Raw genomic sequence first — 24,351 nt, 5'->3', positions numbered from 1 at the left:
TAAAAGCAGAGTGTGATGATGAACAGCGAGATTATATATGTAGTATATATAAAAACAGGGATGGCAGCTACTTCTATAGCTGCCATCCCTGTTTTTATACCGCCACCGTTTAGAAGAGCGTGGCACTGGCCGGAGAACCGGCACTGCCTTCCGGTGCCCGGCTGGCATTGGCGGGCTGTTCGCAGTTCTCTTCGTTGAATACCTGGTCTATCGCTTTCTCGGCACTGCGCAGCTTCTCTTTGCACAGCTTGATCAGCTGCGACGAGCGCTGTACTTTCTGCGTCAGTTCATCCACATCCACCGAGTCATTCTCAATGGCCCGCAGTATCTCCTCCAACTCCTGTGTGGCCTCGCGGTACGTCAAAGTTTTTAAATCCTTACTTGTCATCTTCGTCAATGTTTACAACCAAACTGTGGAGCGTGCCGTCCTGCATTTTCGTCTCAATCACATCTCCATTGTTAATATCTTTGATACTCTTCGTAATTTTACCGTTCACCAGCGTCAGCGTGTAGCCGCGCAGCAGCAGCCGCTCCGGGTTATTGGCTTCAATGCTCATTTCCAGCAGCCTCAGCCGGTGGTTTTCGTGCTGCATCTTCTTTTGTGTGGCGAACCCTACTTTGTCGCTGCACTTGGCAAACTGCAGTTGCTTCCGCTTCAGCCCGTCTTTGGCCTCCGTCTCGATGCAATGCATCAGGGTATTGAGTTCGTGCTCCTTCAGATGGAGGTAGCGCTCGCTTTTGCCCTCCACACAAACCGAAAGTTCCTGCAGGTGGCGCTGCCGTTCGTACAGCAGGTCCTTGGTTTGCGCGCCGATGTCTTTGTCGAGGTCGCTCACGTGGTGCTTCTGCGCCTCAAGGTAAGCTTTGGGTTTCAGCAGCAGCCCCCGCGCCAGCAGTTCCAGCTTGTCTTTGTCAGCCTGTAGCAGGGCTTTGGTGTGGCCGGAGATGCGCAGGTGCAGGCGCTCCAGCCTGTCGTCTGCCAGCCTCAGTTGCTGCGCCGAGAGCGCGCGGATGCTGTCGTACAGGCTTTCCATGTTCTCTTCTGTGGCTCGGGAGCAGTCGATCAGGAAGTTGGCCACGGCCGTGGGCGTCTTCAGGCGCGTGTGCGCCACCAGGTCGGCAATGCTCTCGTCGCGCTCGTGGCCGATGCCCGTGAGCACCGGCAGGGGAGCGTGGCCGATGGCAGCGGCAATGGCATAATCGTCGAAGCAGCTCAGGTCTGTCTGGGAGCCGCCACCCCGTATAAGCACAATGGCATCAAATTGATCGCTGTACTGCGCAACCAGCGCCATGGCGTGTTTTACGGAGGCGGGTGCCTCGTTGCCCTGCACCGTGGCCGGGAAAAGCGTGGTTTGGAAGGCGTAGCCGAAGCTGTTGTGCTGCAACTGGTGTACAAAGTCCTGGTAGCCTGCCGCCGTGGACGAGGAGATGACAGCCAGCCGCTGCGGCACCAAAGGCAGTTGGAGCAGCTTGTTGGCGTCCATCAGCCCTTCTGCCTCCAGCCGCTTCAGCGTTTCCTGCCGTTGGCGGGCCAGATCCCCGATAGTGTAGTTGGGGTCGATGTTGACGATGTCTAGGCTCAGGCCATATAGCTCGTGGAAGCGCACCGTTGCCTGGAACAGGATTTTGAGCCCGGCTTTCAGCGGCTGCCCTGTCTTCTCCTCGAAGTAGCGGCCCAGCATCTGAAAACGCGAGCTCCAGATCGTGGCGCGCGCCTGCGCCAGCATCTGCCGCGCATCGTCGCCTTTGTCTACCAGCGTGAGGTAGCAGTGGCCCTTGCGCCTGTCGGTATTCACCTGTGCCACCTCGGCCACCACCCAGTAGCTCTCCGGAAACGCCGCCTCCAGTTCCTCCCGTATCTGCTGGTGCAGCTGGTGGAGCGAAAGCGGCCTGTGCAGTTCTACCTGAACTGTCTGCCGGATAAAGAGGTGTGCCATGGTAGCTGCTAGGGTTAAGGCCGTGAACCGGGTATATGCCTGATACTGATTCTGCCCCACAAGATAAGCTTTTGTGCGCGGAGCGCAAAAGCCTTTCCGACTGCATTTTTAATTTCCGATATATAAACCAGTTTATATATAAACTGAGGCTCAGACGCTTAAAATAGCGGGGCTGGATTAGCTCGATATCTAAAAAGTCCATCCGTTTTGAATGGAACATATGAGAAAGGAGGCAGGACGTATGCTTACCGCTCACAAATCCTCTTCAAGAGAATAAGCACAGCGCACGCTATTCCGGCTCGGTTATATATAACCGCTCGTGTACCTGTTGTTTGAGGTGGCTGCTGCCCTATCCCTGCAAGGTTTTGCGGCCTCCGGCTGCTGCTATATATGATGTACCCGGCATGCTATTCAGCTCAGGTGGCGGCCAAGGCGAGCCTGCTACCCGCATGGAGGGTATTAGTGCACCACCCGGAGCACCGGCTCCGCCAGGGGCTGCCGCGTTTCGTGGTCTACCGTGAAATAGCCTACCATGCTGGGGCCGTATCCCAGGTTCAACTCGAAAAATTTATTCTGCTCGGGCAGCATGTTCACCACTTCCTGTTTCAGCTTTTTGTAGCTCTCCAGCAGGGACGCAAGCCGTTGCTCCTTTTCGCTCAGGCTGTTGCTGCGCCTGCCTGCCGCCATGTTTTGCTCAAAGTCCCTGTTCTCCGGATCGAAGTCGGGCCTGATGCTCTGCAGCGAGAGAATCTCAACCTCAAGCAGGCGTATGGTGCGCTCCACGTCCAGGTAATCCCTGACCTTCTCCTCCAGCGGAATAAGCGATTCGTCCAGGTATTCTATAAGGTTTTCCATACAGCTTCTTGATAAGGGGCCGTGTCTGCAGCGCTCCACGCCATGCAGGTAAAAGCTATGTGCTCCTACACTAAAAACGCAGATTACCCTTACCAGGTTTGAGCATCGGGGACAGACACATTGCCCCCGGGTTATAGCCAGCGGAAGAGCCTTCGGAGTGTGCGTAAGCGGTCGCGGTAAGGAGGGTAGCGCACGGGCAGGTCGAGCCAGGTGCCCCGGTGCAAGACGCTCTTCTGGTGGGAGAAAACGTCAAAGCTGCTTTTGCCGTGGTAGCTGCCCATGCCGCTGCCCCCCACACCGCCAAAGGGCAGGTTGGGGTTGGCCAGGTGCGAGACGGTGTCGTTGATGCAGCCGCCGCCGAACTGGACGCAGCGCAGCACGGCTTCTTTTTTATTTTCGCTGGAGGAGAAGAAGTAAAGCGCCAGCGGCTTCTCGTGCGCGTTCACTACCTGCATGGCCTCGTCCAGGCTCCGGTAGGTGAGGATGGGCAGGATGGGCCCGAAAATCTCTTCCTGCATCACGGGGTCCTCCCACGTCACCTGGTCCAGCAGGGTGGGGGCGATGTAGCGACTGGCGCTGTCGGTTTGACCGCCGGCGCGTATAGTGCCGTTTTGCAGATAAGCCTCAAGCCTTCTGAAGTGCCTGTCGTTGATGATGCGGGCGAAATCCGGGCTCTGCCGCGGGTCGCCTCCGTAAAACTCACGGATGCACTTAGCCAGCAGTTGCACCAGGTCGTCTTTCACCTGTTCCTGCACCAGTACATAGTCCGGTGCCACGCAGGTTTGCCCGGCGTTCAGAAACTTGCCCCAGGCGATGCGGCGTGCCGCCAGCTCCAGGTCGGCGTCTTCGGCCACCATAGCGGGGCTTTTGCCGCCCAGTTCCAGCGTGACCGGTGTCAGGTGCTCCGCGGCGGCTTTCATCACGGCTTGCCCCACCCGGCTGCTGCCCGTAAAAAAGATATAATCGTAACGCTGTGCCAGCAGTTGCTGCGTCACTTCCACGCCCCCCTCCACCACGGCCACATAGGCCTCGTCAAACGTTTCCCGGATCAGCTTCGTGATGGCGGCGGAGGTATGGGGCGCTATCTCAGAGGGCTTCAGCAGCACGCAGTTGCCAGCTGCCAAGGCCCCAACCAGCGGGGCGACCAGCAGGTTGAAGGGATAGTTCCAGGGGCCGATGATGAGGGTGAGCCCGTAAGGAGTAGTGTGGACATAGCTACGGGACGGAAAGTTGAGGATCGTCTCCTTCACCTTCTTCGGCTTCACCCAGTCCTCCAGCTTATTCAGCGTCAGCTTCAGTTCCAGTTCCACAAAGCCCACCTCTGTCGCAAACGTCTCAAACGCCGGCTTCCGGAAATCGGCGTACATGGCATCAAAAAGCGCCTGCTCGTTTCGGCGGATGGCCTGCTGCAGCAGCCGAAGCTGCGCTTTGCGGAATGCCGGGTCCAGCGTTTTGCCCGAGGCGAAGAAAGCGCGCTGCCGCTGCACCAGCTGCTGCAGGCGGGCTTGGCTGTCGTCTGGCGAAGGCAACCGGGAGGCGGAGGTGGAGGTAATCGGCATGGTGCTACAGGTCAGTGTTTTTTATCGGATTCGAGTCTCTTTCTGCAACCGCAATTACTGGAAGATGTTTCAGGAGTATGTATGTTAGAACGGAGCCCATACAGGCAGTGGCAGCGCCTGTAGCCGGAACTACTTGCGCGGCAGCCTGGCGTCCGCAGGGGCAGTTCCGACTTTTGATAATTTCGTTCCGGCACAGCGCCGCGCCGTATATACCATATATAAATGAAGACCTGGCGCAGGTTTTAGTATCTTTGGTTAGCCGCCCGTTACAGCCATGAATATAGCCCCTGTTAAACTGATAGAATGCCCGCGCGACGCCATGCAGGGCCTGAAGGAATTTATCCCCACCACGCAGAAGGTCGCCTATATAAACCAACTGCTGAAAGTCGGCTTCGACACCATCGACTTCGGGAGCTTTGTCTCGCCCAAAGCTGTCCCGCAGATGAGCGACACCGCCGAAGTGCTGGCCAACCTCGATCTGGAGGAGACGCCTTCCAAACTGCTGGCGATTGTGGCCAACGTGCGTGGGGCCGAGGAGGCCGCCGCACACGAGCCGATCAGCTATATAGGGTTCCCGCTTTCGGTGTCGGAGACGTTCCAGCAGCGCAACACCAACAAAAGCATTGCGGAGGCCATGCAGCAACTGGTCCATATACAGGACGTGTGCCACCGCCACGGCAAAACCCTCGTCACTTATATCTCCATGGGCTTCGGCAACCCCTACAACGACCCCTGGGATGCGGACACAGTCATCCGGTTTGTGGAGGAACTGCACCGGCTGCAGGTCGGAATCATATCCCTCTCGGACACGGTCGGCGTCTCCACCCCTGAAAATATTTCGTACCTGTTCGGGCATCTTATTCCTGCGTTTAAGGGTATTGAGTTTGGCGCGCACCTGCACACCACCCCGGCTGCCTGGGAGGAGAAGGTGGCGGCTGCGTATAAGGCGGGCTGCCGCCGCTTTGATGGCGCCCTGCGCGGCTACGGGGGATGCCCTATGGCGATGGAGGAGTTGACGGGCAACATGCCCACCGAAAATTTGGTCGCTTACTTCGAAAATATTGGCTTACATTTGAACCTGAACAAAGCAGCGTTTGCCGCCGCCATGGCGCAGTCAGCCGCTGTGTTTTCCTGATTATGGCAAGAAGAATCATAGTAGATATATTTATCCCGTGTTTTGTGGACCAGCTGTACCCGGAGACGGGTATGAACATGGTAAAAGTGCTGGAGAAAGTTGGGTGCGAGGTGCATTACAACCCCAACCAGACATGCTGCGGACAGCCTGCCTTTAACGCCGGGTTTTTTGACGAGGCCCGCGAGGTGGCAGGCAAATTCCTGGAGGATTTCTCCAACGAGACCTCCCAGTACATCGTGGCGCCTTCGGCCTCCTGCGTGGGCATGGTGCGCAACGCTTACCAGGATATTTTTGTGAAGTCGTCGAGCCTGGTGAAGTACCGGACCATGCAGAAGAAAGTATATGAGCTGACGGAATTCCTGACCGATGTACTGGGGATAACGGACATTCCGGGTGCCGCTCTGTATGGCCGCTACACCTACCACGACTCCTGCAGCGGGCTGCGCGAGTGCGGCATCAAGGAGGGGCCGCGCGCCCTGTTGGGCAATGTGGAGGGGCTGGAACTGGTGGAGATGGAAGACACGGAAACCTGCTGCGGCTTCGGCGGCACCTTCGCGGTAAAGTTTGAGGCTATCTCCACGGCCATGGCCGAGCAGAAAGTGGAAAACGCCCTCGCCACCGGGGCGGATTATATCATTTCGACAGACACCAGTTGCTTGATGCACCTCGAGGCCTATATACAGCGGCAGAACAAACCCATCAAAACCATGCACATCGCCGACGTGCTGGCCAGCGGGTGGTAGGGATAGGTTTATATATAAAGGCAGCAGAGGGAAATTGACCGCGATATAAAGCAGAACAGCCAGTCTCCATTGTAAAACCAATCTGCTTCTATATCATGCACGTCCTTGATTATGCACGTTCTTACGTTATATGCCAGGCGCTCTGTGCTGTAATTAGAAACAGGCACCGCTTCTGCAGTGCCTGTTTTGGATTTTTCAGCTACACAGCAGCAGACACGCCGCCTCTGCTGTTATATATAATTCGTTACGCCTCGGGCATAATGCGCACCACCAGGCCGTCCAGTTCGGGTTTCACGCGCAGCTGGCAGCTCAGGCGGCTGCTTTCTGTGGCGTGGGGCAGCGACTCCAGCATATAGGCTTCGTCGTCGCTCATTTCGGGCAGCTCGCCGCTCTCCAGCACCTCCACGTGGCAGGTGGCGCAGATGGCCATGCCGCCGCAAAGGGCCTGCACATCGAACTCATTCGCTTTCAGCACTTCCATCACTGTAAGACCCATATCCGTGGGGGCCTCCAGCGGGATGCGCTCGCCCTTCAGCTCTACATAGATGGTGATCGTGTCTGTCATACCTGTAGTTCCTGTATACCGTTCACGGTGGTGTACTTCAAAACGAATTTCTTGCCCGGGTTGAGGATATTGTAGGCACTCTGCGCCATCAGGGCCGCCTCGTGGAAGCCGCAGAGAATCAGCTTGAGCTTGCCCGGATAGGTGTTGATGTCGCCGATGGCGTACACGCCGGGGATGTTGGTGGAGTAGTCCTCAGTGTCCACCACGATGGCATTCTTGTCCAGGTCCAGGCCCCAGTTCTCGAGCGGCCCCAGCTTGGGCACCAGCCCGAACAGCGGGATGAAATAGTCCGCCTCAATCTCGTAAGGGGTGGCGTTGTCCACCAGCACCGTCACCGCCTGCAGGTCTTCCTCCCCGTGTACCTCCGTCACGTTCGACTTCAGGATGAGCTTTATCTGGCCTTCTTCCGCCATGCTGGTCACTTTGGCCGCCGACTCCGGCGCCCCCCTGAACGCGGTGCCGCGATGCACCAGCGTCAGTTCTTTGCAGAGGCCCGCCAGGTATATAGCCCAGTCGAGGGCGGAGTCGCCGCCGCCGGCCAGCACCACGCGCTTGTCGCGGAAAAGCTCCGGGTCGCGCACCATATAGGTAACGCCGTGGCCCTCGAACTTCTCCAGGTTTTCGATGGCGGGCTTGCGGGGCTCAAAAGAACCCAGCCCACCGGCTATCACCACCACCTTGCAGGCAATCTGAGTGCCTTCCACTGTCGTCACTATAAAGGAGCCATCGTCCAGTTTGTCCAGGTACTCCACGCGCTCCCCCAGCGTAAAGGTAGGGTGGAAGGGGGCAATCTGCTGCTCCAGGTTCTTCACCAGGTCAGCGGCCAGTATCTCCGGATAGCCCGGAATGTCATAGATGGGTTTCTTGGGGTAAATTTCGGAGAGCTGCCCGCCCACGGCCGGCAGCGCATCCACCACGTGGCAGCGCATCTTCAGCAGACCGGCCTCAAACACGGCGAACAGCCCCACAGGACCTGCGCCCACGATGCATACATCTGTTGTTATATCACTCATCATTCTAAATTTTTGTTGCTACAAATGTTGGAGGCAAATTTACGACGCAACCCGCAGCTTACATAGAAAACCAGTGGCTTTGTACATTGTTTTCAGGCCGGGGAGGATACAATTTCTGGCCATTTCGTCAGCGCTGTTCCTGCACCAGTTCCTGCAGCCGCCGGGCGTTGAAGGCGGCGTAGCCCAGCTGGTCGTTGTCGAAGTATATATAAACCGACAGGCCCTGTTTCTGCCACGCCAGGCAGTTCGACGCCCACCAGCGCAGCGTTTCGTCGGTGTAGCTGCCCTGGTACTTTGCCTCCGGCCCGTGCAGCCGCACATACACAAAATCGGCCGTCACCTCCAGCGGCGACTGATGCCACTCCAGTTCATAGATACAAAATGCGGCGTTAAAGCTCCGGAGCAGTTCCAGCACTTCCGGGGCGTACCAGCTGGGATGCCTGAACTCGAAGGTGTAGCGGTAGTAGGGGGGCAGCAGTTGCAGGAATTCCCGCAGCCTGTCTATGTTTACCGCCCAGCCCGGCGGCAGCTGGAAGAGCACCGGGCCCAACTTTTCCTCCAGGGCGTTGGCGTTCCCGAAAAAGCGGCCAATGCTCTCCTGCGGATCCTTCAGCTTCTTCATGTGCGTGATGTAGCGGCTCGCCTTCACCGCGAACAGGAAATCATCCGGCACAGACTTACGCCAGTTAGCGAACGTATCGGCGGAGGGCAGTTTGTAAAAGGAGTTGTTGATCTCCACGCTCCGGAAGAAGCGAGTGTAATAGTCAGTAAACTGCTTCGGCTTCACTTCCGGAGGGTAGAAAGTGCCCATCCAGTGTTTGTAGTGCCAGCCCGAGGTGCCTATATATAGCTGATGCTCCATAGTCGTTTTATATCAGGCTGATATATACCTGTTTCGCGGAGCCAGAGTTTGTGCCAGGGGCGGGTTAGGATAACAAGCCGCTACTGCCTGCGTTATAACACTATCTTTCATCAACACCAAAAGCTATGAACAGAGACAGAGAAAACAGCAACCGAACCTACCGCAACCACTACGCCGACTTTGACGAGCACGGCAACCGCCGCACCAACCGCATGGGCGATGACAGGGCCAGCAGCGGTGACTCCAGAAACCATGACAGCCAGCGAAACGATAGCGGCCCACGCGGCTCCAACTATACCAGGGCCTACGGCGACTACACCCGCTACGGCGAAGGGGGCAGCACCTACGGGGGCGGCTCGACCTACGGCCACACCAGCTACGGCCCCAACCGCGGCCACGGCCCGCATAACGAAGCAGGCGGCAGAAACCAGTCGGAGCACGTGCGGAACGGCTACGGCGACTACACCGACGACGAAAGCCGCAACCACGGATCCTTTGCTGGCAGCAGCGACTACAGCGATTACATGTACTACAACTACGGCCCCGACAGCCGGCGCACATACGGGAACCAGGGCGACAATGAACGGCGCGAAGATTACGGCGGCACAGGCCGTGGCAGCATCGGTTACGACAACAGCTTCAGGGAATACGGCAACACCGGCTACGGCTCCACCGGCTACAACAACCGCGACGAGGACCGGGAGCGCAGCGCGGGCAGCCGTGGAAACTACGGCAACGCCAGCCGCAACGAGCGCTTCTCCCACGGCGGCGGCAACAACCCGCGCGGTCGTGACAGCGACCCGTTCCCGTACCGAAACCGCGAGGACAGGAGCAGATAGCCGGAAGAGAATATAATGCCTGAAAGACCTGCTCAGAAAGCAGGCCTTTTTTAGGCGACACCTTTTGAAAAACCGACACCGCTGGACTACGTTAGAAGAAACAGGAATCTTTATATATAACCTTACTGAAACGCAATGGACAGAAACGACAGGAACCGCTATCTCCAGGGTGGCTATGGCAACGAATACAGGCATGACCGGGACTGGAACAACAGAGAGCACCGCCACCCCGGTAATCAGTTTGAGCGGGAGTATCGGAGCAGCCGCCGACAAGGCAGCGACAGCGACAATTTCTACAGAGACTCCGCCTACGAGCACGACTATGGCAACAGCCGCTCCCGCAGCGACAGTGGCCGCGATTACGATGCGGGAAGGCGCAGCGACAGGGACGATTTCCGGAACTACCGCAGCCGCGACCATGACATGGAGCGCAATTACTACGAGAACACGCGCGGCGACCGTGGCATGCTGGGTGATGTGCGCCAGGGATATGGCATCTCCGGCTTTGGGGGCACCTCTGACCGCTACGATACCGCGAGTGAAATGCAGCGGGAGCGGAACGCGCAGTTGGAGCAGGGCTACGGCACCGGTAGGATGAGCGGCTACAGCGGCGCTGCCTTTGGCGGCGCCAACTACAGCGCCAAAGGCGATTTCGGCGGCTCCGCCCGTTACGGCTCCATGAGCGGCAGCGGCGGCAACATGGGCGATTACGTGTCCACTTCGGGATATGGCGGCGGCTACGGCAACTCAGGCTTACATTCTGACAGAGGCATGCCGAACTACAGCCCCCGGCATTTCGGGGATGATTACGCCATAGGCACCAGCAGCCCCTACGGCGGCCGAAACTACGGCGGCTCCCGCTCCACGGACACCCCCGACTACGGACGCTATGCCGCCAATGCCGACAGGGGCGGCTACACCAACCACGACCCCAACAGAGACTCCGGTTACTGAACCGCCTGTAGCGCTATATAAACCGCAACAGGGAAGCGCCAGCCTTTATATGGCAGGCGCTTCCCTGTTATAACGGAGCAAGATAAAGCGATAGAAAAGGAGAATGTACAGGTCTTGTATAGCCGAGCCGCGACAGGCCATAAAAAGGCATAAAATTTGTAAAGTGCAACTGCAGCGTACGGGGAAATACGTAAAAAGACTTGAGTTTATACGTAATGTTTTATTGAGGTTAGTATTGAATACTAGTCCCTGTCTATCTTTATATATAGCAAAGCAGTGCAGTGGCGGCTACCTTCCGGGGGGCGCCAAAAGGAACTGCCCGGACTTCGGCTAACATTTGATAGTTAGGGAAAAACTACATTGTCTTGTTGGGCTGAAACGTATAAGACGCCTGTCTTCCTCAATCAAAAGTCTTCAACACAGACACACGTAAGCATATATGATAAAACTGGTTCTCACTGATGACCACAGACTGTTCAGGGAGGGTATAAAAGCGCTGCTGACGGAGGATGAGGCAATTGAGGTTGCCGGAGAAGCCGCCAGCGGCAGCGAGTTGCTGGAGTTGCTCACCTCCGTGCCCGCTGATATCGTGCTGCTGGACATCAGCATGCCTGACATGGATGGCCTGGAGGCCATAAATCTGCTGCAGCGGCGGCACCCAGACTTAAAAGTGCTAGTGCTGTCGATGCTGGACAATGAATGGTACGTACACCAGATGCTGGAGGCAGGGGCGGCGGGCTACCTGCTGAAGAACATCAGCAAAGAAGAACTCCTGGAGGCCATCAGGCTGGTCGCCTCTGGCATGCGCTACATCAGCCCCACCCTTACCATCGACCTCCTGCGCAAAGCAAACCACCATGTCCCTCCCGCCCCCCCTCTGGACCTTGACGTTGTCAGGAAACCTCACAAAGAGCTGTCGAAGCGAGAGTTGGAAGTGCTGAACCTTATATCAGAAGGGTTTACCAATGCCGAGATTTCAGAAAAACTGTTCACCAGCAAACGAACCATCGAAACGCACCGTCAGAACCTGCTGGAGAAAACCCACACCAAGAACACGGCCGCTCTCATCAAGTTTGCCGTCCTGAACAGGATTATATCCTGAATGCTGCATAGCACCCCTGCTCACTGCAGAGAATTCTGCTACGGGAACTCAAGCGGGTAAGGTATATATACATGCAAGGAAATCAAGCAGCATATAGAGCGGTATAAGCCTCCGGACAAAATTAACCTGCGTTATCCATAAGAGCTTGATACACCGCAAACTCTAGGCGTTAACTAAGTTCAGCATATAATGTCTTGTGCCTTGATACCTGATACCTGTGTCCTTTCACTTATACCCCCCACCACGGGAACCTGCGGCCAGCGCACCATAGCCAAAGCCCTCTCGGAATAAAACCTGTCTTCCTTCTGCGTCTGCCGCTTGTCTTTTGCGCCTGTGCCAGCCGCACCGCCGCCTGTTTAGGTTATATATAGCGGTGCCGCGCGCTACTAAACCACAGCCGTTTCCGTAAATACATATACATACGGAAGCCATGAAAAACAGAACCGTGAGCCGCCTACTGCGCGCTGATGTGGTGGATATGGGTGGGATGCCCGTGCGGCAGCCCTTTCCGACGCAGCAGGTAGAGCAGATAGACCCTTTTCTGCTGCTGCACCACCACGTGCATCAACTGCCGGAAGGGGTTTCCCCTCGCCAGGCTGGCGTTGGGCCGCATCCGCACCGCGGCTTCTCCCCGGTCACGTTTGTGTACAAGGGCGGCGTGCATCACCGCGATTCGCGGGGCAACGACAGCGTGGTATATGAGGGCGGCACGCAGTGGATGAACGCAGGAAGGGGCATGGTACACAGCGAGCGCCCTCCCGCCGATATAGAGGAGCATGGCGGGGTGCAGGAGATTATCCAATTGTGGGTGAACCTGCCGAAAGCGCACAAGATGAACCAACCCGAATACATTCCGCTGCAGGCCGAGGACACGCCTGTGCTGGTGCTGGACGGCGAACGCATAAAAGTAAGGGTGGTGGCGGGGGCTTTTAAAGAAGTGCTGGGCCCCATCAAAACCCCGACCCCGGTACTTGCGCTGCGCATCGGGATGGAAGCCGGGGCAACGTACGCCTTTCCCATTCCGGAGCACTACAACGCATTTCTGTACCTGCTGGACGGCAGCCTGCAGGTGGAGGGATATGGCTTAGTGGATGGGCACCACCTGGTGCTGCTGAACCAGGACGGCGAAGGCTGCACCGTGACGGCCAGAGCGGCGACGCGGTTGCTGTTGCTGGCAGGCGAGCCGCTGCACGAGCCGGTAGCCTCGCACGGGCCGTTTGTCATGAACACCCAAACCGAGGTGCTGCAGGCCATGCGGGATTTCCAACAGGGCAGGATGGGAATCCTGATAGAAGACTGACGGCCGCCTAATCCATCCGGAGCCAGTCCAGCGCGGCCTGTACCGACGTGAACTGCGCGACCTCGACGCCTATCCTGTGGTTTTCGGTGATGCGCTGCAGCAGGTTCTCGAAGGTGATATAATTGAATACATCCTCCGTCAGCACGCGGGCAAATTTCTGAAGGTCCGAGGCTACCAGGGCGGGCGCTATGTCCCGGATTATCCATTGCTGGTCCGCAAAAGTCACGCTACTCAACCGGCGGGAGTCCGCCAGCAGGAAAGCTGCCTGCTTCTCCACTACCATGTCTTTCAGCAGCGTGACGCCTTTGCGGTACTCCCCGCTGCTCACACTCCGGAGCCACGCGGCCTGCAGCAGCCGTTCTTCCTCCCGGAAGGTGATGGACAGATAGTCCTGAATTTCGGACGACATGGCGGAGATGTGGATGCGTACTCAATATAGGCAAAAATACATTGCAATCTCCCTCGGCCATATATTCCTCTAAGTTTAAGTGTGAGCGCCTTTGCCCTCAGAACATCTATCCAGATGCTTTGTTACGTTTAGACTGGACTGCATATAGGATGGCTGGTTGTGTCAGGCCATATATAGCGGCATGTCACGCCAGCTTTGGGAGTGCCTGCTTACGGTGGGGCGGATTCGATGAAAACGCTTTCCCGGCTTGGCGCTTGGGCTGGCTTTCCTAAATTTGTGCTATGGCAAACGTGAAGTTATATATAAAGAACATGGTCTGCGACCGCTGCAAGCGCGTGGTGGCGGAAGAACTGGAACAACTCGGCCTCACGGTGCTGCAGGTAGGGCTGGGGGAGGCGGAGATTGCCGCCCCCGGTGATGAAGTGGATATGGAACAGATACGGGCGGTGCTGCACGCCAGCGGCTTTGAACTGCTCGATGACCGTAAAACGAAGCTGATTGAGCAGGTAAAGCTGGCCATCATCGCGCTCGTACACCAGGGCGAGGAGGCGGGGCTGCACATCAACACCTCCGACTATATCGCCGAGAAGGTTGGCGTCGACTACCATTACCTGAGCACCCTTTTCTCCTCCTTCGAGGGTATCACCATCGAAAAGTACCTGATTCTGCAGCGCATCGAGCGGGTAAAAGAACTGCTGGTGTACAACGAACTCAGCCTGAAGGAGATTGCCTATATGCTGGGCTACAGCAGTGTGGCGCACCTCTCAAACCAGTTTAAGAAAACAACCGGGCTCACGCCAAGCCACTTCAAGCAGCTGAAGACGCAGAAGCGCAAAACCATTGACAAGGTGCAGGAATAGCGCTGCCTGCTGTACCAGCAAGGAAGGCCTGAATTTAAATCATATATAAGTTTGTTGCCTGTACCTGCTGCTGGCAGCCTGGAACTGATTCCGGTGCCCGCCCCGAACACCTTGTTCTACGATTTTGCCTGCTAAAAACAAACCCACACCCGCAGCAATGTGCCACTGGTGTGGGTAGGGTATCAAGCTATATATAATTAATTCCGAGGAGAACCTGCCGGGAGGTTTAAGAGGCCACCAACTGATTTTCCCGCTGCTCCACCACCTCAGCCCCTGGCTCGTCGAGGCTTTCGTCGTGCTGGCTCAGGTCGAGGCCGGTTATTTCCTCCTGCTGCGTCACGCGCAGGGGAGAAATCATGTCCGTTATTTTCAGCAGTACCCAGGAGCCGCAGAAGGCGAATACCGAAACGCCTACCAAGGCGGCCAGGTGTACCAGAAACAGAGTCGTTTCCCCGAAAATCAGGCCGTTTCCGGTTTCGTTCGCCGGGTTCACGGCCTGGCTGGCAAAAACGCCGGTCAGCAGCATCCCCACCATCCCGCCGACCCCGTGGCAGGGGAACACGTCCAGCGTATCGTCCAGGGAGGTGCGGGTGCGCCACTCCACCACCAGGTTGCTGACCACGGCGGCAACCACACCAATTACCAGCGAGTGCGGGATGGTCACGAAGCCTGCGGCGGGCGTCACGGCCACCAGACCCACCACGGCCCCGATGCAGGTGCCCATGGCAGAGGGCTTGCGGCCCTTCAGGGCATCAAAAAATATCCAGGAGACAGCGGCTGCGGCAGAGGCAGTGACGGTGGTGGCGAGCGCGACCACGGCCAGCGGGTTTGCGCCCATGGCCGAGCCGGCATTAAAGCCAAACCACCCGAACCAAAGCAGCCCGGTGCCCAACATCACGTAGGGGATGTGCGCGGGCTTGTGGTTGCTGGTGTCGTGGCGCCGCTTCAGGAAGATAGCAGAGGCCAGTGCCGCCCATCCCGCCGACATGTGTACCACGGTGCCGCCGGCAAAGTCGAGCACGCCCAGTTCAAACAGCAGCCCCTCCGGGTGCCAGGTCATGTGGGCGAGCGGGGCATATATGGATACAAAGAAAAAACCGATAAAGAGCGTATATGAGATAAAGCGGATGCGCTCGGCAAAGGCACCGGTGATGAGTGCGGGTGTGATGATGGCGAACTTCAGCTGGAACATAGCGAAGAGCAGCAGCGGAATGGTGGGGGCCATCGGCCAGGGAGCACCTTCTATCACGCCGCGCATCATAAAAAAGGTAGCGGGGCTGCCCACTATGCCCCCGACCGACTCCCCGAAGGCCAGGCTAAACCCAAACACCACCCAGATAACGGTTACAACGGCCATGCAGATAAAGCTCTGCAGCATGGTGGAGAGCACGTGCTTCCGGCGCACCATGCCACCATAGAAGAACGCCAGCCCGGGAGTCATGATCAGGACCAGCGCTGTAGCGGCCAGCATCCAGGCGGTGTCTGCGCCGCTGATTTCAGCTGTGCTCTCCGCAGCCGGAACGCCTGGCATGGCCAGCGCAACGGCTATAACCAGCAACAGCAGCAGAAACGGGATTTTTGATAAACCTTTTGTCATGTCCATTCCATATATAAAAGTGAAAGTTAGCAAATAAGCAGTAGTTGATGTGAATAATTGATACTTACGAGGTAAATGTATTAAAGATTTTGTAATTATATAATCAAATATGTGAAAATGTTGAAAATAAAGTGGTTTGTGTGGGTGCAAGATGGCCGTTTGTATAATACCATAACCATTCCGCGCATTATGAAGTAAATGGTGGTTATGCGCATGGGTAAGTGAAGTATAAGAAAGTCGCTGGGCAGGCTGTAGAGGCTGCCAAAGCTGGCCGTATACCGACGGGGATGACATAATATAAAAGAGGACAGAAGCAGCATGACAAAAGTAATCGAGATTAACGAGGGCATACAGCGGCAGGCGGCCCATGAGTTTTACAAGGACGTGCTGACGCTGCTGTCGGAGAGCAAGTGCGATTTTCTGGTGGGCGGGGGCTTCGCCCTGCGCCTCTACACCGACCTGATGCGCGACACCAAAGACCTGGACATCTTCTGCAAGTCCGGGGACTGCCCGCGCATCCTGAAGCAGTTCACCGAAAACGGCTACGAGACAGAACTGACAGACGCCCGCTGGCTGGCCAAGGCCATCAAGGGCGACCATTTCATGGACATCATCTTCAATAACCCCGGCAACCACTGCCACGTGGACGACAACTGGTTCGAGCGGTCGGTGCAGAGCGAGATGCTGGGCATACAGGTGCGCGTGATTCCGGCCGAGGCGCTCATATGGTCGAAGCTGTATGTGCAGAACCGGGAGCGCTACGACGGCGGCGACATCAACCACATCATCCTGCGCTACGGCCAGCACCTCGACTGGAAGTGGCTGTGGCAGAACATTGAGGTGCACTGGCAGTTGCTGCTGGCGCAGTTCCTTTCCTTCCAGTTCGTATACCCCTCCGAGCGCGACATGATCCCGAAATGGCTGTTCGACGAGCTGCTGGTGCGGGCGAAGGAACAGTACGACATGCCGCTCCCCAAAGAGAAAATCTGCCGGGGGCCGCTCATCGACCAGACGCAGTACGCAACCGATATCACCGAATGGGACTATAAGGTAGTAACCATCAGATCAGTTTAAGGAATGGCAAACGCGAAAAAGAACAAGACGAGAATTGCAGCAGTCGGAGACATACATGTGCGGGAAACAGATGGCGGGAAGTGGAAGGAGTTTTTCACGCAGGTGTCGGAGAAGGCGGATGTGCTGCTGCTTTGCGGTGACCTGACGGACACCGGCCGCATGACGGAGGCGGAAATCTTAGTGGATGAAATGAAGGCCTGCAGCATACCCGTGGTGGCCGTGCTCGGAAACCACGACTATGAGCGGGACCACCAGGATGAGATCCGCAAGGCCCTGGTGAAAGAAGACGTGCATCTGCTGGACGGCGATTTTGTGGTGATCGGTGATGTGGGTTTCGCCGGGGTGAAAGGCTTTGGCGGAGGTTTCGACAAAGGGATGCTGGGCATGTTTGGCGAGCCGATGATCAAAAACTTTGTGCAGGAGGCAGTGGATGAGTCCCTGAAGCTGGATGGCGCCCTGTCGCGACTGGACAGTGAATATTCGGAACTGAAAAAGATCGCTGTGCTGCATTACTCCCCGATAAGGGCCACGGTGGTGGGAGAGCCGGAGCAGATATTCCCGTACCTGGGCTCCTCGCGTTTGGCCGAGCCACTCAATAGGAGAGGGGTGCTGGCCGCTTTTCACGGGCACGCGCACATTGGCACCCTGGCGGGCGAGACATCAAAGGGCGTGAAAGTATTCAATGTGTCCAAACCCATTCTGGTGCAGGAGGGCTTCGACCCGCCCTTCTACGTGCTGGAGGTATAGACCGGCTATATATAAAGCAGTGATCCATATATAAAGCAGAAGCCAGGGCAAATCATCTGCCCTGGCTTCTGCTTTATATAGCATTACCCCTCCTGTATGGGAGCTTGCTGTATCCGCTAAACCGCCCGTTTTGCGGTCTGGCTATATATAAACTTCACGAAATCATCGACAGAGTAAACCGGCACTTCATCCGGTATCACCACGCCAAAGAATTTTTCTACTTTCAGAATAATGTCCACCAAGTCCAGGATATCGAAGTTGAGCTCGGTGAAATCCTTTGCCCTGCGCAGTTGGCCGGGCTTTATCCTTTTGACGGAGCAGACAATCTTTACGACTTCATCGCGGATGGTTCGGGTGTTGTAGACTAAGGTAGCCATAGTGGTATATAAAGTGATGAGGCAACGCCAGGGCAGGTTGAGCAGTTATATATCGGGCTCATTGTCGCCTGGTTTGAGGAATTCATATATAGGCCGGGCCGAAACCCCACCTATATATGAACACCTGCTTTTCTGATTAAATTGATAAGATTAATGCGCGTGCGCCATTTTCTGCTCCTCGAGCATGGCGGTCTCGTGCTCCAGTTCTTCCAGCGTCTTGTCTTCCAGCTCTATTTTGGTTTTCTTATCCAACCCGAACTTGGCCAGGATGCGGTCGAAACCATAGTAGATAACCGGCACCACAATCAGCGTCAGGAACATGGAGGAGCTAAGGCCCCCGATGAGCGCCCAGGCCAGGCCGTTTTTAGTGGCGGCCACCGAGCCGCCCGCCAGCGCAATCGGCAACATACCGATCACCATCGCCAGCGTCGTCATCAGGATCGGGCGGAAGCGGATCCGCACAGCCTCAATCAGCGCATCTTTCACGAACACCCCCTCGTCCTTCAGCTTATTGGTGAAGTCCACCACCATGATGGCGTTCTTGGCAACCAGGCCGATCATCATGATGATACCCAGGATGGAGAAGATACTCAGCGACTGGGCGGCCAGCGCCAGGGCCAGCAAGGCACCGATGATCGCCAGCGGAATCGAGAACAACACGACCAGCGGATAGACATAAGAGTCGTACAGGGCCACCATGATCAGGTACACGAAGATGATAGAGGCCAGTAAGGCGACACCCAGCGTACCAAAGCCTTCGCTCTGGTTTTTCAGGTTACCGCCATATTCCAGGCTCACGCCCGCAGGCATCTCCACCTCGGCCATCTTCGCCTGTATATCGGCACCCACCGAACCGGACGGACGCCCGATCACCTGCGAGTTGACGTTTACCGAAGTCACCCGGTTATAGCGCTCCAGTTGCGACGGGCCCGTGGACTGGCGTATATCCGCGAACTGCGCCAGGCGCACCAGTTGTCCCTGGTTGTTCACGAAAGAGAGCTTGCCGATGTCGGTCACGCTGCGGCGGTCGAACTCATCCAAGCGGATGTTGATGTCGTAGTCCTCGGTGCCGGAGCGGAAGGTCACATCCGAGTTGCCGCTGAAGGCCAGCTGCATGCTGGCACCCACGCTTTCCAGCGAAAGGCCTACGCTCGCCATTTTGTCGCGGTCCACCACCACCTCAATCTCCGGGTTTCCGCCTTCCACGGAGGTCTCCACGTCGGCAGTACCGTCTACGCTTTCCGTAATCCGCATCACCTTCTCCGAGAAAGCCATCACGCTGTCCAGGTTCGAGCCGGAAATGATGATCTGGATAGGCGCCTGCGAGTTACCCACCAGGCCCACCGGCACCGGCGTTACTTCCACGTCCGGAATCCTGCTTTCTATATCGGCCTTGGCCTGGCGGCTGAACTGGTCGGTGCTGAATTCGCGTTCCTTCACGTCCACCAGCGTCACGGAAACGTCGGCTTTGTAGGCTGTGTTCTGGCCTTCCTGTGCCGACGAGGTAGTACCCACCGTGGTAAACACCTTCTCTACTTCTGGGATGCTCTCCAAATACTTTTCAACCTGGCGCGTGGCAAAGTTCGTTTGCTCCACGGTGGAGTTTTTAGGCAGCTCCAGCTGCAGGCTTACTTCCCCACGGTCGCCGGCAGGTATAAACTCCGAACCGATAAAGCCAAAGGGCACCAGCGCAAACGAAGCAACCAGCATAAGGATCGTCACCGCCAGCGTGATAAACTTGTGGTTGAACGCCCACCTGAGGGCCGCGGTAAAGCCATCGATCACCCTGTCCAGGAAGCGCTCGAAAGCGAGGATAAATCTTCCGAAAATATTCTTGTCGGATATATGCTCCAGGCGGGAGAACCGGCTGGCAAGCAGCGGAATCAGCGTAAAGGCCACGAACAGCGAGATCATCGTTGCCACGGCCACCACCACCGCAAACTGGCGCAGGATGTCCGATACCAGCCCTGTAGAAAGTGCAATCGGGATGAATACCACCACAATCACCAGGGTAATGGATGTAACCGTAGCGGCAATCTCCCGGATACCGTCATAGGCTGCCTGGGCAGGTTTCTTACCCATTTCCATATGCCGGTGAATGTTCTCAATCACCACAATGGCGTCATCCACCAGTATACCCACCACCAGCGAGAGCGCCAGCAACGACATCAGGTTCAGCGAGTAGCCCAGCAGGAACATGGCAATAAACGTGGCCACCAGCGATGCCGGGATAGAGATCATCACAATGACGGCGTTGCGCAGCGAGTGCAGGAACAGCAGCATCACGAAGGCCACCAGGATAACGGCAATCACCAGGTCGTGAATCACTGAATCGGCAGCTTCCAGGGTAAAGTCAGAAGAGTCATTGGCGATGTTGAAGTTAAGCCCTACGTCGGCGTAGGTTTTCTCCAGCTCAGCCAGTGCTTCCTTAGTCAGGCGGCTTACCTCCACGGCGTTGGCGTCAGACTGCTTCTGGATGGTGATTCCCACCGAGGCTTTGCCGTTGATGCGGTTCAGCACTTCAACATCTTTCTGCGTATCCTGCACTTCGGCTACGTCAGACAGGCGCACCATGCCGTTCTGGTCCTCGCGGATGATCAGGTTGCGCAGCTGGTCCAGCGACTCGTACTTGCCCGCCAGTCGGATCTGCGTCTGGCCGCTCTCCTGTTTTATCCTGCCCGTGGGGAAGTCGAGGTTGGAGTTGCGGATCTTCTGCTGCACCTGCAGGATGGAAAGGTCGTAGGCCTCCAGCTTGTTGGCGTCGATGTTCACTTTGATCTCACGCTCCTGTCCGCCCAGCACCTTGATGGCCGCCATGCCCTGTATGCGCGAAAGCTCCGGCTTGATCTTGTTCTCGATCAGGTCGTAGAACTCCGTAGCCGGCATGTTGGCCGTGGCACCCATCTTGATGATAGGCAGGTCGTCGAGGTCAAACTTGTTCAGGGTCGGCGCATCGGCGTCTTCCGGCAGTTTGGCCAGGATGGTGTTGATCTTGCGCTGCGCCTCCTGCAAGCTCAGGTCCACGTCCGTGCCCTGGTTCAGGTTGATGACAATCATGGAAAAGCTCTCCAGGGAGGTGCTCTTCATCTCTTTCACGTTCTCCAGCGAGGCGAGGGCATCTTCAATCTCCTTCGTCACGGAATTCTCCACCTCATTCGGCGAAGCACCGGGGTATATAGTGCTTACCGTTAGCACCGGCGGGTTGAATTTCGGCAGCAGCTCGTAGTTGAGCGACTGGTAGCTGACAACCCCGAGCAGCGTGAGGACGGTGAAAACCACCACCACCAGGGTCGACCGCTGTATGGATAATTTGGTTATGTTCATTTTCTGGTTTTCTCTGTTAAAGAAGTTGTTCTGTTCTTAAAGCACCGACACCTTTATTCCGTCGCGCAGGTTGATCTGGCCGCTCTGCACTACTTGCTCGCCCGGCTGCACGCCTTCCAGTATCTCCACCTGGTCCTGCGTCACGGTGCCCACGCTCACTTTCTGGATATAGGCTTTGCCGTCCTTCACCACGTACACACTTGGGTTCTGGATGCTGCCCACGATGGCCTCGCGCGGCAGTAGAAGCGCGTCGCGCTGCTCTGCGGCCTCAAACGAGGCAGTGCCGTACATACCGGCTCTCAGGTTGTTGTCTGCGGAGTTTTTCACTTCTATCTCCACATCAAACTTAAGGGTGGGGTCGGCCTGGGCCCCGATGGCCGTCACGGTGCCCTCGTATTCCTGTCCGGCACCCGCGTCAGCTTTCACTTTTACCTTCGCGCCTTTCTCCACCAACAGCACCTGGCTTTCCGAAACCTTCACTTCCAGCTTCAGTTTGTCCACGTTCACGATGTCATATAGCTTTGTGCCGGAGTTCAGGTAGGAACCGACCTCTACATACATCTCGTTGATTTCGCCGCTGATGGGGGCGGTGATGCGGGTTTTGTTCAGGCGCTGGCGCGCCGCCACCAGTTGCCCCTGCGTAGACTTAACGGCCAGGCGGGCGTCTTCCAGTTGTCGCTGCGTGATGGCATCGCCGGCAGCCAGGTTCTCGAAACGCTCCAGGTCCCGCTTTGCTTTCTCGGCATTGACCTGAGCCGTGGCCAGGTCAGCGGCCATGGTACTGTTCTCCACCTGCAGCAGCAGGTCACCGGCTTTCACTTTGTCGCCCTTGCGCTTGTACACTTTCTGTATCTGTCCCTGTGTCTCAGACAGGAGCGTGAGGCTTTGGACAGGTGCGAAGTTGCCCTGTGCGGTAAAGGACTTGTCCAGTTGGGCGGTCTTCACTTCTGTTATCCCCACCGGAATGGCGTCGCTTTTTATTTCTGCCACGGCGGCGTTGGCGGCCATCTGCTCTTTGTTGTCCATCAGCTTAAAGCCAACAGCAGCTAAAAGGACAAGCACGGCTACGATATAGATTACCTTTTTCATTTGTTATATAGGGTCTGATGTTATTTGGTTAAAGATTGTAGTTCGCCTGTCGCCTGCAGGTAGTTCAGTTGGGCTATTTTAAATTTGAGCACTTCGTTGTTCAGGTTCGTTTTCGCCTCCCGCAGCTGCACCTCTGCCTCCAGCAGGTCGGTGAGCGGGGAGAGGCCCTCTTTGTAGAGCTGGTTGGTGGTGTCATATACCTCCTGGGCCAGCGCCACATTCCCTTCCTGGGCCGCGATGGCGTCCTGGCTGTTCTGCAGCTGGCTCACCGCGTTGGTCAGGGTAACGGCGGTGTTGGTCGTGAACTGCTCCATGTCTTCGTCCAGCTTCAGCATCTCCAGCCGCGCCTGCTTGGCCTGCGCGTCTTTCTTAAAGCCGTCGAAAATCGGGATGTTGACCTGGAGGCCTACCACCGAGCTCTTAAACCACGGAATGTTGCTGTCGAACAACTCGTTTCGCTGCGTCTGGTAGCCGTACTGGCCGTAAGCCGACAGGGTGGGGTAATAGCCTGACTTGATGTTTTTCTCCTGCAGGCTGGTCAGTCGCTTCTGCGTGCTCAGCAACTGGAACTGCGTTTTGCCGGTGGCAGCGGCGTTCACGTCCAGCGCAGCGGGGTCCACTTTCTCCAGCAAGATGGTGGCGTCCTGCAGGTCGATATCCTGCTCCAGCGGCATGCCCATGAAGAACTTCAGCATGTTTTTCTGCTGCTCGAACATCGTGCTCAGGCTTTGCTTTTGGTTATCGAGGTTCACGCGGCTCACTCGGATGCGGTTCACATCCACCTTCTTCACCAGGTCGTTCTCGTACTGCAGCTGCATGATTTTCTCCAGCTGCGTCAGGCGCTCCAGGTTCGCGTCGATGGTGTTGAACTGCTCCTTTGTCTGCAGCGCCATCAGGTAGGAGGTGCCGATGTTATATATAAGGTCTTCCTGCACCATCTGCGAGCGGAGGCGGTACAGGTCCTTGGCGGTTTTGGCAGCCTCCAGACCCACGAAATAGGATTTGTTAAAAAGCAGCTGGTTCACCTGCAGGTTGGCTTTGGCGTTATAGTCTTTGCCGAACTGCACCGGTATATCCTGCCCGGGCTGGCCAGCCAGCTCGCCGGGGAGAATCTGGGTGGGCAGCGCCGGGAAGTAATCGAGTCCGCCGCTGGCGCTCACCTGGGGCAGGCCAACGCTCTTCGTCTCCCTGATCTGCTCCTTTGCTATCTGCTCGTCATAGGCGGCCTTCTTTACCTCCTGGTTGTTGTCCAGCGCGTACCGGATGCTTTCCTGCAGCGTCATTTGTTTTATCTGTCCGGCGGGCTGCTCCTGCTGCGCAAAGGCAGGGCTCAGGAACAGCAGCATCAGGCCGACAAGTATTTTTTTCTTGATCACAGTTGTTTTATATATAGGATGTTGTTAAATTCTTTTAGTTCAATTAGTTCTGGAATAAGAGAACAAAAGCGGGTAAAAAAAATTTACTTCCGCTTTTCTTCCCACTGCTGCAACAGCTTCGGCAGCTCACCGTGCAGGTATTTGAGGAAATCAGCCACCTCCAGTATGTTCTGGTTGTATTCCGGGGTGTCCGGCGTGCGCTCAGCCACCACTTCCTGCAGTATCTCCGAAAAATTAGTGATGCCGTCTATCTCTTTTGTAACCAACTCCCGCCATCTGTCCAGCTTCAGGCGAAAATAGCGCCGCCGGTCGCCGTTGTAAGTGATGTAGTCGAGGCGGTTGAGTTGCTGCAGCAGGTTCAGGGCGTTGCTGGTGGCGCTTTTGCTGATACACAGCGTTTCCCGTATCTCATCGAACGTAAGCTCCGGGTTATCGGCAACATACAGCAGGCCAACGATGCGGCTGGCGGCTGGCTGCATGCCCGTTTTCTCCTGCATGATGCCTATCTTCTCAATGAGCTCTTTTTTCTTTTTATTTAAGGTCATGTTCAGCGTACTTTTGTTCCCGTGTAGGAAGAACGCTGCAAAGGTAAGGATTAGTTCTTCTGGTTCTCAAAATAAAGAACCAAAATTTT

Annotated in this window: 23 protein-coding genes; 9 read left to right on the top strand and 14 right to left on the bottom strand. The window is 56.4% G+C overall.

Annotated elements, in window-relative coordinates; genetic code table 11:
- Positions 1–109: 109 nt before the first annotated feature.
- The 4 genes from xseB to GSQ62_RS03420 all read right to left on the bottom strand — a co-directional run bounded on the left by xseB (position 110) and on the right by GSQ62_RS03420 (position 4,351).
- Positions 110–388 (bottom strand): exodeoxyribonuclease VII small subunit, encoded by a 279-nt coding sequence (xseB, locus tag GSQ62_RS03435; RefSeq protein WP_161888211.1) that lies wholly within the window; start codon positions 386–388, stop codon positions 110–112.
- Positions 378–1,937, bottom strand: a complete 1,560-nt coding sequence (gene xseA / locus GSQ62_RS03430) for an exodeoxyribonuclease VII large subunit (RefSeq protein WP_161888210.1) — start codon at positions 1,935–1,937, stop codon at positions 378–380. The genes xseB and xseA overlap by 11 nt, the downstream gene beginning before the upstream one ends.
- Before the next feature lie 459 nt (positions 1,938–2,396).
- Positions 2,397–2,792, bottom strand: a complete 396-nt coding sequence (locus tag GSQ62_RS03425; RefSeq protein ID WP_161888209.1) for a hypothetical protein — start codon at positions 2,790–2,792, stop codon at positions 2,397–2,399.
- A gap of 131 nt (positions 2,793–2,923) precedes the next feature.
- Positions 2,924–4,351 (bottom strand): aldehyde dehydrogenase, encoded by a 1,428-nt coding sequence (locus tag GSQ62_RS03420; RefSeq protein WP_161888208.1) that lies wholly within the window; start codon positions 4,349–4,351, stop codon positions 2,924–2,926.
- Positions 4,352–4,625: 274 nt separating this feature from the next.
- Here GSQ62_RS03420 and GSQ62_RS03415 point away from each other — a divergent pair, with 274 nt between their 5' ends.
- Positions 4,626–5,486 (top strand): hydroxymethylglutaryl-CoA lyase, encoded by an 861-nt coding sequence (locus GSQ62_RS03415; RefSeq protein WP_161888207.1) that lies wholly within the window; start codon positions 4,626–4,628, stop codon positions 5,484–5,486.
- A 2-nt stretch (positions 5,487–5,488) separates the two neighbouring features.
- Complete coding sequence (locus GSQ62_RS03410) at positions 5,489–6,229, top strand: (Fe-S)-binding protein (RefSeq protein WP_161888206.1); 741 nt, start codon at positions 5,489–5,491, stop codon at positions 6,227–6,229.
- Positions 6,230–6,473: 244 nt separating this feature from the next.
- Here the strand turns inward: GSQ62_RS03410 and GSQ62_RS03405 are convergent, their stop codons facing one another.
- The 3 genes from GSQ62_RS03405 to GSQ62_RS03395 form a co-directional block, all read right to left on the bottom strand.
- The gene (locus GSQ62_RS03405; RefSeq protein ID WP_161888205.1) at positions 6,474–6,794 is read right to left on the bottom strand and encodes a 2Fe-2S iron-sulfur cluster-binding protein; all 321 of its coding nucleotides are present in this window, start codon (positions 6,792–6,794) and stop codon (positions 6,474–6,476) included.
- Positions 6,791–7,807, bottom strand: a complete 1,017-nt coding sequence (locus GSQ62_RS03400) for an NAD(P)/FAD-dependent oxidoreductase (protein WP_161891301.1) — start codon at positions 7,805–7,807, stop codon at positions 6,791–6,793. Before GSQ62_RS03400 ends, GSQ62_RS03405 begins: the two co-directional genes overlap by 4 nt.
- Positions 7,808–7,934: 127 nt before the next feature.
- A complete protein-coding gene (locus GSQ62_RS03395; RefSeq protein WP_161888204.1) occupies positions 7,935–8,669 on the bottom strand; it encodes a DUF72 domain-containing protein in 735 nt (244 codons plus the stop codon).
- A gap of 125 nt (positions 8,670–8,794) precedes the next feature.
- Between GSQ62_RS03395 and GSQ62_RS03390 the strand changes: the two genes are divergently transcribed.
- The 4 genes from GSQ62_RS03390 to GSQ62_RS03375 all read left to right on the top strand — a co-directional run bounded on the left by GSQ62_RS03390 (position 8,795) and on the right by GSQ62_RS03375 (position 12,864).
- Positions 8,795–9,508 carry a hypothetical protein gene (locus GSQ62_RS03390; RefSeq protein ID WP_161888203.1) on the top strand — a complete coding sequence of 238 codons (714 nt, stop codon included), beginning with the start codon at positions 8,795–8,797 and terminating at the stop codon, positions 9,506–9,508.
- Between the two features lie 135 nt (positions 9,509–9,643).
- Positions 9,644–10,462, top strand: coding sequence for a hypothetical protein (locus tag GSQ62_RS20980; RefSeq protein ID WP_161888202.1), 819 nt, complete (start codon positions 9,644–9,646; stop codon positions 10,460–10,462).
- Positions 10,463–10,901: 439 nt separating this feature from the next.
- The gene (locus tag GSQ62_RS03380; protein WP_161888201.1) at positions 10,902–11,564 is read left to right on the top strand and encodes a response regulator transcription factor; all 663 of its coding nucleotides are present in this window, start codon (positions 10,902–10,904) and stop codon (positions 11,562–11,564) included.
- A gap of 430 nt (positions 11,565–11,994) precedes the next feature.
- Entirely contained in the window at positions 11,995–12,864 is an 870-nt protein-coding gene (locus tag GSQ62_RS03375; protein ID WP_161888200.1) for a pirin family protein, read from the top strand.
- 7 nt (positions 12,865–12,871) lie between these two features.
- Here GSQ62_RS03375 and GSQ62_RS03370 read toward each other — a convergent pair whose 3' ends face one another.
- Positions 12,872–13,273: a hypothetical protein gene (locus GSQ62_RS03370; protein ID WP_161888199.1), complete on the bottom strand. Its 402-nt coding sequence runs from the start codon at positions 13,271–13,273 to the stop codon at positions 12,872–12,874.
- Between the two features lie 281 nt (positions 13,274–13,554).
- Between GSQ62_RS03370 and GSQ62_RS03365 the strand changes: the two genes are divergently transcribed.
- Positions 13,555–14,133 (top strand): AraC family transcriptional regulator, encoded by a 579-nt coding sequence (locus GSQ62_RS03365; RefSeq protein WP_161888198.1) that lies wholly within the window; start codon positions 13,555–13,557, stop codon positions 14,131–14,133.
- 226 nt (positions 14,134–14,359) lie between these two features.
- On the opposite strand, the gene GSQ62_RS03360 is transcribed toward GSQ62_RS03365, so the two are convergent.
- Positions 14,360–15,730: an ammonium transporter gene (locus GSQ62_RS03360; RefSeq protein WP_161888197.1), complete on the bottom strand. Its 1,371-nt coding sequence runs from the start codon at positions 15,728–15,730 to the stop codon at positions 14,360–14,362.
- 318 nt (positions 15,731–16,048) lie between these two features.
- On the opposite strand from GSQ62_RS03360, the gene GSQ62_RS03355 reads away from it, so the two are divergent.
- Positions 16,049–16,804 (top strand): nucleotidyltransferase, encoded by a 756-nt coding sequence (locus GSQ62_RS03355; protein ID WP_161888196.1) that lies wholly within the window; start codon positions 16,049–16,051, stop codon positions 16,802–16,804.
- 3 nt (positions 16,805–16,807) lie between these two features.
- On the top strand, positions 16,808–17,551 hold the full coding sequence (locus GSQ62_RS03350) for a metallophosphoesterase family protein (protein ID WP_161888195.1): 744 nt from the start codon (positions 16,808–16,810) through the stop codon (positions 17,549–17,551).
- A gap of 116 nt (positions 17,552–17,667) precedes the next feature.
- Here GSQ62_RS03350 and GSQ62_RS03345 read toward each other — a convergent pair whose 3' ends face one another.
- The 5 genes from GSQ62_RS03345 to GSQ62_RS03325 form a co-directional block, all read right to left on the bottom strand.
- Positions 17,668–17,928: an acyl carrier protein gene (locus GSQ62_RS03345; protein ID WP_161888194.1), complete on the bottom strand. Its 261-nt coding sequence runs from the start codon at positions 17,926–17,928 to the stop codon at positions 17,668–17,670.
- A gap of 150 nt (positions 17,929–18,078) precedes the next feature.
- On the bottom strand, positions 18,079–21,252 hold the full coding sequence (locus tag GSQ62_RS03340) for an efflux RND transporter permease subunit (protein ID WP_161888193.1): 3,174 nt from the start codon (positions 21,250–21,252) through the stop codon (positions 18,079–18,081).
- 36 nt (positions 21,253–21,288) lie between these two features.
- Positions 21,289–22,341, bottom strand: a complete 1,053-nt coding sequence (locus GSQ62_RS03335; RefSeq protein WP_161888192.1) for an efflux RND transporter periplasmic adaptor subunit — start codon at positions 22,339–22,341, stop codon at positions 21,289–21,291.
- A 20-nt stretch (positions 22,342–22,361) separates the two neighbouring features.
- Positions 22,362–23,717: a TolC family protein gene (locus GSQ62_RS03330; RefSeq protein ID WP_237586947.1), complete on the bottom strand. Its 1,356-nt coding sequence runs from the start codon at positions 23,715–23,717 to the stop codon at positions 22,362–22,364.
- 83 nt (positions 23,718–23,800) lie between these two features.
- Complete coding sequence (locus tag GSQ62_RS03325) at positions 23,801–24,262, bottom strand: GbsR/MarR family transcriptional regulator (RefSeq protein WP_161888191.1); 462 nt, start codon at positions 24,260–24,262, stop codon at positions 23,801–23,803.
- Between the last annotated feature and the right edge of the window lie 89 nt (positions 24,263–24,351).

It is taken from the genome of Pontibacter russatus (assembly GCF_009931655.1).
In the GTDB taxonomy this organism is placed as follows: domain Bacteria; phylum Bacteroidota; class Bacteroidia; order Cytophagales; family Hymenobacteraceae; genus Pontibacter; species Pontibacter russatus.
Note: the sequence above shows the minus strand (reverse complement) of the source record. Positions and strands in the feature narration are given on the sequence as shown.